Genomic DNA, 10762 nt, shown 5'->3' with positions numbered 1-10762 from the left:
GTGGCAGACACGCTGACCCACCCGCACATCCTGTGCACCGACCTGGTGCGCATCTTCACGGCCGACGGCGTCGAGGTGCAGGCGCTGCAGGGTCTGAACCTGCGCGTCGAGCCCGGCGAGATGGTCGCCGTCATCGGCGCCTCGGGCTCTGGGAAGTCGACGCTGCTCACGATCCTCTCGGGCCTCGACACCGCCACGGCGGGCAGTGCGAGCGTCGCGGGGCACGACCTGCTCGCCATGGGCTCGCGCGAGCGCGTGCAGTATCGCAGGCACACGGTCGGATTCGTGTGGCAGCAGGCGTCGCGGAACCTCCTCCCCTACCTGACGGCGGCCGAGAACGTCGCCCTCGCCATGAGCATCGCCGGCACCTCTGGCGGTTCCGCACGCGCCGCACGGGTGGGCGAGCTGCTCGACCTCCTGCGCGTCGGCGACGTTCGCGACCGCAGGCCCGCCGACCTCTCTGGCGGCCAGCAGCAGCGGGTCGCCATCGCGGTCGCCCTCGCGAACGACCCGCTCGTGCTCCTCGCCGACGAACCGACCGGCGAGCTCGACGAGGCCACCTCGTCTGCCGTGCTCGAGGCCATGCGCAGCGTCAACGAGGAACTCGGCGTGACGACGCTCATCGTGACCCACGACCCCACGGTCTCGGGGCATGTGCGACGCACCGTGCAGATCCGCGACGGCCGCACCTCCACCGAGGTGCTGCGCTCGACGCGCGTCGACGAGCACGGCGCAGAGGAGCACGTGGCCGAGGAGTTCGCGGTGCTCGACCGCGTCGGCCGCCTGCAGTTGCCGCACGAGTTCGTGCAGCGCCTCGACCTGCGCGACCGAGTCCGCCTCGCGCTCGAACCCGACCACGTCGGCGTCTGGCCCGGCGGCGTCCGACGACCGCCCGGGCAATCCGCCGGGTCCGATCCCGCGCCCGAGCCGACGGCCGGGGCAGCGCCGGGGCCCGAGAGCACGCCCGAGCCCTCGCCCGATCTGTCACCCGAGCCCTCGCCCGAGCCGAACGAGGAGTCGCGATGAGCACGCTCGCCGCCGAACACGTCAGCCGCACCTTCACGACCGACGCCGGGGACGTCCATGCGGTCGCCGACGTGTCGCTCGAGGTGCGCCCCGGTGAACTGCTCGTCGTCACGGGCCCGTCGGGCGCCGGCAAGACGACCCTGCTGAACCTGCTCGGCGGGCTCGACCGACCGACCTCGGGCCGGGTGCTGCTCGGCGACGCCGACCTCTCGACGCTCGGCGACGACGCCCTCGCGGCGATCCGACGCGAGCAGCTCGGCTACGTCTTCCAGTCGTTCGGGCTCATTCCGGTGCTCTCCGCAGCCGAGAACGTGGAGGTGCCGCTGCGCCTGCTGCGCATGCAGCCCGCCGAGCGCGAGTCGCGCGTGGCCGAAGCGCTCGAGGCCGTGGGTCTCGGCGCGCACGGCGCACAACGGCCCTACGAGCTCTCGGGCGGCCAGCAGCGACGCGTCGGCATCGCCAGGGCCCTCGCTGCGAGGCCGCGACTCCTGCTGGCCGACGAGCCGACGGGTCAGCTCGACAGCGGCACCGCGGCGACCGTGATGGACCTCATCGGCGAACTCGTGCACGCGCGAGGCGTCGCGGCGGTCGTCACGACGCACGACCCGGCGCTCGCGCGTCGGGCCGACCGCATGCTCGAGCTGCACGACGGGGCGGCGCGCGCCGATCGGGTCAGCGCACCCGCACCGACAGGCACGTGACGCAGCCCTCGAGCTTCTCGAACTCGCTGATGTCGACCGTGACCACTCGGTAGCCGAGGTCGGAGAGCATGGCGGCCGTGCGCGGCGCCGCCGACGACATGAGCAGCGACTCGTCGCTGAGGGCGACGACCGCGACGCCCTCGGGCTCGTGGACCGGGAGGAACCTCGGGAACAGGCTCGGCACGTCGATGCGCTCGGGATCGCCGATGACGGTGCCGTCGGGCAGCGCCGTCACCGCGCTCTTCAGGTGCAGTGCCTTGGTCAACGGCACCGCGACGACCTCGTAGCCGTGCGGCGCGAGCAGTGCGCGAAGCTGGCGGATGCCCTCGGCGTTCGTCCGGCTGCTGGCGCCGACGTAGACCGTCGAGCCCACCTTCAGCACGTCGCCGCCGTCGAGGGTGCCGGGGGCGAGGATGCTCGCGACCGTGACGCCCTGGATCGAGCGCACCGCGCGCTCGACCGCCTCGGTCTCGGGGCGGCGGGACTCGGCGCCCGGGTGCGCGATGACGGCGAGGTCGCCGAACATCACGACGGCGTCTTCGACGAACACGGAATCGGCGAGGTCGGGCGCCGCGTCGACCTCGATGGTCTCCCAGCCTTCGGCGACGAGCGCCGCGCAGTAGTTGTCCCACTGGTCGTCGGCGAGCGCGTGGTCGACGGGTCGGCGCTCGACGTGCGTGAGCAGGCCCTCGTCGAGGTTCGTCGCCGGGATGCGCACGAGCGCGATGCGGCGCGGTGCGCGCTCGGGGGCGTAGTCGAGGATTCCGCGCAGCACGCGCGGCGCGAGGAACATCTCGCCGACCACGACCGCGAGGATGAAGAGCAGGTTGAGGCTCACGAGCGAGCCGATGACGAACAGGAACAGCGGAGCCGAGACGGGATACCCGATCGAGGTCGCCGTGATCGTCGTGCCGATGAGCGAGGCGAGGCACGCCGACGTGAAGCCCGTGATGAGGGTGAGGAACCACGCACGCGTCGCACCCGCGGCGTTGCCGACCGACAGCAGCGCCCAGGTGATGAACGCCATGAGCGCGAAATGGCCCGAGATCTGGCCGAAGGCCTGCGGCGACTGCGCGTTGCCGATGAAGAACGCCAGCACGGCGACGACGCCCGCGAGCCCGGCGACGGCCGCGGAGGCTGCGAACACCGCCAGGACCCGGCGTCCGAGCGTCGGCTCGGGTCTGAACCGGGCAGGGGTGGCGGGCGTGGCGGCGGGGGACGTCATGGCCACGAGCCTAGCGGCCCCCGCCGCACCCTCAGTTCGCGGCTTCGAGCCTGGCGTGCGCGAGCCGGTCGGCTGCGGCGAGCGTGGTCGTGCCGTGCTCGTCGGCCGATCGGAGCACCGAGGCGACGGTCTCGCCGATGCCTGCGATGCGCGCGTCGAGGGCGGCCTGGTCGGCACCCGGGCGGCTTGCGACGTCGAGGTAGATGACCCCGCCGGCGTTCACGACGAAGTCGGGCGCCCAGACGATGCCCCGTGCGGCGAGCAGCCCGGCCACCTCGCGCGAGGCGAGCTGGTTGTTGGCCGCGCCGACGACGGCGCGCACGCGCAGGTCGCGCACGACCTCGGGCGTGAGCACGCCGCCCAGTCCGCACGGCACGAACACGTCGGCATCGACGAGGTGCGCGTCGGCCGGGTCGACCCACGCGGCGCCGAGCTCGTCGGCGAGGGCGCGCTTGTCGGCGGCGACATCCGTGACCGTGAGCTCGGCGCCCGCGGCGGTGAGGGAGCGGGCGAGCCTGCCGCCGACCTGTCCGAGGCCGGAGATCACGAAGTGACGACCGGCGAGGTCGCGCGTGCCGAAGACGTGCTCGACGGTCGCGACGATCGACGCGTGCACCCCCGCGGCGGTGGCGTCGGCCGGTTCGCCGACGCCGCCCTGCTCGGGCGGGAGCCCGCACACGTGCTCGGTGCGCTCGGCGACGACCGCCATGAGCTCGGCGCTCGTGCCGACGTCTTCTGCGGTCATGTACGCGCCGTCGAGCGACTCGATGGCATCGCCGAGGTCGAGCATGGCGTCGTGGATCGCGCGTCCGTCGAGCGCGACGCCTTCGGGGATCACGACGACGGACTTGCCGCCGCCGCGCGCGAGGCCGGCCGCGGCGTTCTTCATGGTCATGGCCTGCGAGAGGCGCAGGGCGTCGGCGAGGCCGTCGGTCCAGCTCGCGTAGCGCCAGAGGCGGGCGCCGCCGAGGGCCTGGCCCAGCTTGGTCGAGTGCACGGCCACGATGATCGTGAGGCCGGAACGGCGGCCGTGCGAGATGAGCACGCGCTCGTGGTCAGGTGCGTCGAGCGGAAGGGCTGCTGCGGTCGCCCCGGCCTGCATCGGGTGGGCGGGGGCGTGGGTGATCGTCATCGATCGTTCTCCTTATACATCCGCCTCGTGGGCGGAACGGTGCCGGCGCCTCTTGAGCGCCTTCACCACAAGAATACTGCGATCGGGCGGTGCCACGCGGGCACGGCGGATGCCGCGGGCGGCCGCCCGCGGCATCCGTCGCCGTCGTGTCGTGGGATGCGCCGGGCGCGTGCCCGGGCGATCGGCCGCGATCAGTGGAAGAAGTGGCGCTCGCCCGTGAAGTACATCGTGACGCCGGCTGCGCGGGCCGCCTCGACGACCTCTTCGTCGCGCACCGAGCCGCCGGGCTGCACGACCGCGCGCACGCCGCCGTCGAGCAGGATCTGCAGGCCGTCGGCGAACGGGAAGAACGCGTCGGAGGCCGCGACCGAGCCCGAGGCCCGCTCGCCCGCACGCTCGACCGCGAGCTTGCACGAGTCGACGCGGTTGACCTGGCCCATGCCGACGCCGACCGATGCGCCGCCCGAGGCGAGCAGGATCGCGTTCGACTTGACCGCACGGCACGCGCGCCACGCGAACTCGAGGTCGGCGAGCGTGGCCTCGTCGGCCGGCTCACCCGCGGCCAGGGTCCAGTCGGAGGCCGGCGCGAAGTCGCGGTCGGCCTGCTGCAGCAGGAGTCCGCCCGAGACCTGCTTGAGCTCGACGGCCGTCGGCGCGAAGCCCTCGGGCAGCGTGAGCAGGCGGATGTTCTTCTTCTGGGTCAGCAGTTCGAGCGCCTCGGCCTCGAAGGCGGGCGCGATGAGCACCTCGGTGAAGATGCCGGAGACGGTCTGCGCCATCTCGAGCGTGACGGTGCGGTTCGCCGCGATCACCCCGCCGAAGGCCGAGACCGGGTCGCACTCGTGCGCGCGACGGTGGGCGTCGGCGATGGGGTCGGATGCCCCGGCCGACGCGACCGCGATGCCGCACGGGTTCGCGTGCTTGATGATGGCCACGGCGGGCGCGTCGAAGTCGAACGCGGCGCGCACAGCCGCGTCGGCGTCGACGTAGTTGTTGTACGACATCTCCTTGCCGTGCAGCACGACCGACTGGGCGATGCCGGGCCTGCCGCCGTTCGAGGCGTAGATCGCGGCCTTCTGGTGCGAGTTCTCGCCGTAGCGCAGGTCGGCGTCCTTCGACCAGGTGCCGCCGACCCATGCGGGGAACGGCGACTCCTCTGCGGGCTGGTCGGGTGCGACGACCGACCCGATCCACGACGCGACCGCCACGTCGTACGACGCGGTGTGGCGGAACGCCTCACGGGCGAGCACCTGCCGCTGTGCGAGCGTCGTGCCCCCGGCCGTGACGGCCGCGGCGATCTCGGCGTAGCGGTCGGGCGAGACGACCACGGCCACGTTCGCGTGGTTCTTCGCCGAGGCGCGCACCATGGCGGGGCCGCCGATGTCGATCTGCTCGACGACCTCGGCCTCGCCGGCGCCGGAGGCGACCGTCTCGGCGAACGGGTAGAGGTTCACGACGACGAGCTCGTACGGCTTGATGTCGAGCTCGGCGAGCTGGGTCTCGTGGTGCTCGAGCCGAAGGTCGGCGAGCAGGCCCGAGTGCACGGCGGGGTGCAGGGTGCGCACGCGCCCGTCGAGGTGCTCGGGGTAGCCCGTGACCTCGGCGACCTGCGTGACCGGGAGCCCGGCGTCGGAGATGGCCTTGCCCGTGCCGCCCGTCGAGACGAGTTCGACGCCGGCGGCGACGAGCTCGGTGGCGAGCTCGACGAGGCCGCGCTTGTCGCTCACCGCGATGAGGGCCCGGCGCACCGGCACGAGGTCGCGCGGTCGGTAGAGGCTCGGGTCGATCGTGTGTCCGCTCATCGGGCGAGCTCCTTCAAGTCGAGGTGGGAGTTGGCGATGTCGAGCACCGCCTGGATCAGCAGGCGGCGTTCGACGGGCTTGATGCGGTCGTGCAGCGACGACTCGGTGTCGTCGGGCAGCACCGGCACGCGCTCCTGGGCGATGATGGGGCCGCCGTCGACCGAGTTGTCGACGACGATGAGGCTCGCGCCGGTCTGGTCGACGCCCGCAGCGAGCGCGTCGCGGACGCCGTGCGCCCCCGGGAACTCGGGCAGGTAGGCGGGATGCGTGTTGATGAGCGCGGGCGAGAAGGCGTCGACGACCGCGGGAGGCACGAGCCGCATGAGCCCCGACAGCACCACGAGGTCGGGCTCCCACAGGCGCACCTGCTCGATGAGCTCGGCGCCCCACGCATCGCGATCGGGGTACGCGGTGAACGGCACCGTGAAGGTCGGGATGCCGAACTCCTCGCCGAGCGCCAGGCCGTCGGCGTCGCGGTCGGCGCCGATCGCGACGATCCGAGCGGGGAACTCGACGTCTCGAGCGGCCTCGAGGAGGGAACGAAGGTTGGATCCGGTGCCAGAGATGAGCACGACGAGCTTCAGCACCATACGAGCCTAGCGGGTCGTGTCGAAGGCCTCGGTGTCCTGCTCGTCGCCGCCGGGCGTGACGGGGTCGCGCCCGGGCGCATCGCGTCGCCACCATGGGGCGTCGGGGTCCCTCGGCGCAGGCTCGCTCTGCGTCACCGGTCGGGCGACGACGGGCTCGGGCCGATGGCCCGGCTCGGGGGTCCGCCGCTCGGGTTCGGCCCGAGGCGCCGGTGCAGCGCGGCCGGCCGACGCCGCGGTGAAGGCCGGCGCGGTCACCGGAGCGCTCCGATCGACGGGAGCGGGATCGGGATCGGCGCGCCAGCGGTCGCGGACCGCGAGACCGGAGCCCGCCTCCTCGCGCCGGCGCGCGAACGCCGCGTAGCCGCCCGCCAGCGTGCCGATGCCGACCGTCGCCGCGGCGACGAGCCCGACCGCGACGCCGTCGGGACCGACCTCGGCGAGCCGCCCGGGACCGACGGCTCCCGACGACCAGTTCGCGAGGAGCCCGAGCGTCGCGCCCGCGACGAGCGCGGAACCCGCGGCGACGGCGAGCGGCCACCACCACTGGGCGCCGCCGCCACCGGAGGCTCGCCGGCGGGTCGTCCCGATGATCCAGGAGCCGACGAATCCGAGGAGCACGGGCACCACGAGCCACAGGCCGCCGAGTGCGGGCGACGCCTCGGGCAGCGCACCGAGCAGCGGGATGCCGGGCACCGGACCGAGCACGGTCGCCCCGGAGGAAACGACCGACCCGGAGCCGAGCGCGAACCCCGGCCCGAGCAGCCACGCCGCCGCCCAGACGACGACGTTCGGCAGCAGCGCGAGCTCGGCCATCGTCAGTGCGATGCCGCCGTCGACGCCCGGATCGAGCGCCTGGTACAGGCCGGCGATGGTCGCGTAGTCGAGCGTGATCGCGAGCGCCACCAGCACGCCGGCGACGGCCAGCACCCCGAATGCCGCCCCGGCGCCGACGCGCACCGACACGGCGGCCACGTCGACGAGGGTCGGCGGCAGCTCGGCGACCGTGCGCCGCACGAACCCGGCCCGCGCGACATCCGTCGACGGATTGCGCACCGATTCCCCCACCGCGCCGACGAGCGCGCCGAGCCCGACGACGAACGCGGGCAGGCCGATCGACCAGCCGGGGGTCGCGTGCAGGGCCGGGGAGTCGACGAGCACCCATGCGCCGGCACCGGCGAGCGCGAACACCGCCATCGCGGCGATCGCTCCCGTGAGCGCGTGATCGGCGGCGGCCGAGCGTCGACCGATGCGGAGACCGGCCGCGAACGTCAGCAGGGCGATGCCGAGCAGGGCGATCGACATCGTGAACGGGTCGCCCGCGCCCTCGAGGCCCATGCGCGATGCCGTGACGGCATCGACCTGAGCCGTGAGATCGACCCCGTGCCCGAGCAGCCACACACCTGCCGCCGCGTGCACGAACACCATCGCGTCGACCACGAGCCCGAAGTGCACCGCCCACAGCAGCATCAACGGCACGAGCGCCAGGGCGAAGCCGATGAGCGCTGCGACGACCGCCTCGAGCGAGGCGAGCATGGCGATCGTGGTGCGTCTCATTCCTCCGGGAGCTTAGCCCGGAGTGGGCGGGTCACTCGGCAGGACGGCCGCGCTTCTTCGGACCCGTCGGCTTGGGGGCGGTGTCTCCGCCGAGGTCGAGCACGTCGGTCGCCTTCGCATCTTCGGCGACGCCTCCCTCGAGCTCGGCACCGGATGCCTCGACCAGCACGGCGGTGTCCGCGTCGCTCGAGCCGCTGTCGGTCGGGCCGACGACGCCGTCGTCGAGCACCGTGGTGTCGCCCAGCCCTTCTTCCGAGGCGGCCGCAGCGGCAGCGGCCGCCTCGGCCTCCTCCGACGCGGCGGCCGCAGCGGCATCGGCCGCCGCGACCTCGTCGGCCGGGCGCTGCAGCAGCTCGACGAGCGCGACCAGCAGCAGCGCGATGATGATCGTCCAGACCACGAGTGCGGTCGAGATCGGCCGCGAGAAGAGGATCACGGCGACCGCTCCGAGCGCGATCACCGAGAAGACGAGCACGCGCTGCCGGCCGAGCCAGGCGCCGAACGCCCCCGTCGTGAGGCCGCGTTCGGCAGCGGCGCCGCGCACCGCGCCGAACCCGGAATCGACGAAGCCGCGCAGCTTCCGCGGCAGCGCGCTCGGACCGCTGAGCCAGGCGATCAGCGCGACCGCGACGGCGAAGATCGCCAGGGCCACGGTCGTCGCGACCATCCGGTCGACGATCTGGTCGTAGATCACCTCGGCGGCCGCCGCAGGCATGATGCCCGGCGCGATCGTGCCGAGGAAGTAGAGGCGTGCCACGCCGAATCCGCTGCCGAGGATGATCATCGACACCGCGAGCGCGGACGACGTCCAGATGATCGCGGTCCGTCGTCTGGGCGCGACCAGGATGCCGGCGACGAGGAACGCGAGCGCCACCCAGGGCAGCCAGGTGCCCGCCGAGACCGCGAGGGCGTACACGAGCCGCACCGTCGGGAGCGCGTCGGACTGGGCGATGACGATCGTGCGGTCGACCTCGGGGATCGCCGACGCGAACCCGACGCCCGCATCGATGAGCCGCTGCTTGACCTCGGCCACGATCGGCCCCAGCTGGATGCCGAGCTCACCGGAGGAGCTGATGTCGAGCACCGCGTCTGGATCGCCCTGCAGCGCCGCGATCGTCTGCGTGTGCGTGACGCGCAGCGCCTGCTCGAAGATGTCGCCGAAGGCGTCGGACGTCACGAACCGGTTCACGAGCTGGCCGACCAGCGACTCGATGCCCTGGGTCGCCGGGCCCTCGAGCAGGCCGAGCGCCTCCTCCGCCCTGGGCGGGAGACCGAGGTCCTTGATGGCGTCGAACACGGCCGAGGTGTAGCCCTCGATGTCGACGGAGTCGAGGATGGCCGTGGTCGCCTCCTCGGCGACGAAGGCCTGCACGGCGGGGTCGTCGGCGAGCGGCGCGAACGTGGCGACGAACGTGTCGGTGTCGACGAGCTGGGTCTTCGCCCAGGCGCCGAGGACGGCGATCGGCGCCAGCAAGACGCCGACGATCACCAGCACGGTCGCGACGGCGACTCGACCGCGGCCGGAGCGCCTGGGCTTCGCGGGCGCGGCGGCGGGTGCCTCGACCTCGACGCGGAGCCGCGCGTTCTCGGTCTCGAGCGCCTCGATGCGTGCCAGCAGTTCCTGATCGCCTGTCTGTGCCATGCCGTCCCCCCGACGTACCGCGTTTCCCACACCATATCGGCGCGGATGCGGCGAACGCAGCCGTTCTTCGCGGGAGGATGCGAAAACGCCCGTGCGCTCCCCCACGCCGAGGCGGGGGCAGCGGACGGGCGTTCGCTGCGGACACCCGCGGCCGGACGCACCAGCGCCCGGCCGCGGCATCCGATCAGAGGGCTGCGTAGACCTCGCGCAGCAGCTGCGCGGTCTCGGACGGCGTCTTGCCGACCTTGACGCCGGCGGCCTCGAGGGCCTCCTTCTTCGCCTGCGCGGTGCCGGCCGAGCCGGACACGATCGCACCGGCGTGACCCATGGTCTTGCCCTCGGGGGCGGTGAAGCCCGCGACGTAGCCGACGACCGGCTTCGTGACGTTCGCCTTGATGAAGTCGGCCGCGCGCTCTTCTGCGTCGCCGCCGATCTCGCCGATCATGACGATCGCCTTCGTCTCGGGGTCGGCCTCGAACGCCGCGAGGGCGTCGATGTGGGTCGTGCCGATGATGGGGTCGCCGCCGATGCCGATGGCGGTCGAGAAGCCCAGGTCGCGGAGCTCGTACATCATCTGGTACGTCAGGGTGCCCGACTTCGACACGAGGCCGATCGGGCCCTTGCCCGTGATGTTCGCCGGGGTGATGCCGACGAGCGACTCACCGGGGCTGATGATGCCGGGGCAGTTCGGGCCGATGATGCGCGTCGCGTCGCCCTTCTCCTTGGCGTAGGCCCAGAACTCGGCGGAGTCCTGCACGGGCACGCCCTCGGTGATGATGACGAGGAGCGGGATCTCGGCGTCGATGGCCTCGACCACGGCGTCCTTCGTGAACGCCGGCGGCACGAACGCGATCGACACGTCGGCGCCGGTCGCCGCGATGGCCTCGGCCACGCTCGCGAAGACGGGAAGCTCGACGGGCGCGCCCGCGGCATCCGTGTGCAGCACCGTGGTGCCGGCCTTGCGCGCGTTCACGCCGCCGACCACCTGGGTGCCCGCGGCGAGCATGCGTGCGGTGTGCTTGGAGCCCTCGCCGCCGGTGATGCCCTGGACGATGACCTTGGAGTCCTTGTTGAGGAAGATCGTCATTTC

General features: G+C 73.0%; 9 protein-coding genes. 2 read left to right on the top strand and 7 right to left on the bottom strand.

From position 1 onward, the window contains the following. Entirely contained in the window at positions 1-1026 is a 1026-nt protein-coding gene (locus tag BM342_RS06875; RefSeq protein WP_092964676.1) for an ATP-binding cassette domain-containing protein, read from the top strand. Continuing rightward, complete coding sequence (locus BM342_RS06870) at positions 1023-1727, top strand: ABC transporter ATP-binding protein (protein ID WP_092964675.1); 705 nt, start codon at positions 1023-1025, stop codon at positions 1725-1727. The genes BM342_RS06875 and BM342_RS06870 overlap by 4 nt, the downstream gene beginning before the upstream one ends. Here BM342_RS06870 and ddaH read toward each other — a convergent pair. The 7 genes from ddaH to sucD form a co-directional block, all read right to left on the bottom strand. Then, positions 1699-2952 (bottom strand): dimethylargininase, encoded by a 1254-nt coding sequence (gene ddaH / locus BM342_RS06865; RefSeq protein ID WP_092964674.1) that lies wholly within the window; start codon positions 2950-2952, stop codon positions 1699-1701. The two genes, BM342_RS06870 and ddaH, sit on opposite strands and share 29 nt — an antisense overlap. Before the next feature lie 31 nt (positions 2953-2983). Then, positions 2984-4084: a Glu/Leu/Phe/Val dehydrogenase family protein gene (locus BM342_RS06860; RefSeq protein ID WP_255368586.1), complete on the bottom strand. Its 1101-nt coding sequence runs from the start codon at positions 4082-4084 to the stop codon at positions 2984-2986. Between the two features lie 191 nt (positions 4085-4275). After that, positions 4276-5886 carry a bifunctional phosphoribosylaminoimidazolecarboxamide formyltransferase/IMP cyclohydrolase gene (gene purH, locus BM342_RS06855; RefSeq protein ID WP_092964673.1) on the bottom strand — a complete coding sequence of 537 codons (1611 nt, stop codon included), beginning with the start codon at positions 5884-5886 and terminating at the stop codon, positions 4276-4278. Continuing rightward, positions 5883-6473 carry a phosphoribosylglycinamide formyltransferase gene (gene purN, locus BM342_RS06850; RefSeq protein ID WP_092966643.1) on the bottom strand — a complete coding sequence of 197 codons (591 nt, stop codon included), beginning with the start codon at positions 6471-6473 and terminating at the stop codon, positions 5883-5885. Before purN ends, purH begins: the two co-directional genes overlap by 4 nt. 9 nt (positions 6474-6482) lie before the next feature. Further along, positions 6483-8030 (bottom strand): cell division protein PerM, encoded by a 1548-nt coding sequence (locus BM342_RS06845; protein ID WP_092964672.1) that lies wholly within the window; start codon positions 8028-8030, stop codon positions 6483-6485. 31 nt (positions 8031-8061) lie between these two features. Further along, positions 8062-9672: a hypothetical protein gene (locus BM342_RS06840; protein WP_092964671.1), complete on the bottom strand. Its 1611-nt coding sequence runs from the start codon at positions 9670-9672 to the stop codon at positions 8062-8064. A 184-nt stretch (positions 9673-9856) separates the two neighbouring features. Beyond that, positions 9857-10759 carry a succinate--CoA ligase subunit alpha gene (gene sucD, locus BM342_RS06835; protein WP_092964670.1) on the bottom strand — a complete coding sequence of 301 codons (903 nt, stop codon included), beginning with the start codon at positions 10757-10759 and terminating at the stop codon, positions 9857-9859. Positions 10760-10762 lie beyond the last annotated feature (3 nt).

This window comes from Agromyces sp. CF514 (assembly GCF_900113185.1).
Lineage (GTDB): Bacteria > Actinomycetota > Actinomycetes > Actinomycetales > Microbacteriaceae > Agromyces.
The sequence above is the reverse complement of the archived record's forward strand: the minus strand, read 5'-3'. Positions and strand labels throughout refer to the sequence as shown.

Bases quoted from the DNA above. Each gene is read 5' to 3' on its own strand.
- BM342_RS06840 (WP_092964671.1), bottom strand. From the start codon at position 9,672: ATGGCACAGACAGGCGATCAGGAACTGCTGGCACGCATCGAGGCGCTC.
- ddaH (WP_092964674.1), bottom strand. From the start codon at position 2,952: ATGACGTCCCCCGCCGCCACGCCCGCCACCCCTGCCCGGTTCAGACCC.
- purH (WP_092964673.1), bottom strand. From the start codon at position 5,886: ATGAGCGGACACACGATCGACCCGAGCCTCTACCGACCGCGCGACCTC.
- sucD (WP_092964670.1), bottom strand. From the start codon at position 10,759: ATGACGATCTTCCTCAACAAGGACTCCAAGGTCATCGTCCAGGGCATC.
- BM342_RS06870 (WP_092964675.1), top strand. From the start codon at position 1,023: ATGAGCACGCTCGCCGCCGAACACGTCAGCCGCACCTTCACGACCGAC.
- BM342_RS06860 (WP_255368586.1), bottom strand. From the start codon at position 4,084: ATGACGATCACCCACGCCCCCGCCCACCCGATGCAGGCCGGGGCGACC.
- BM342_RS06845 (WP_092964672.1), bottom strand. From the start codon at position 8,030: ATGAGACGCACCACGATCGCCATGCTCGCCTCGCTCGAGGCGGTCGTC.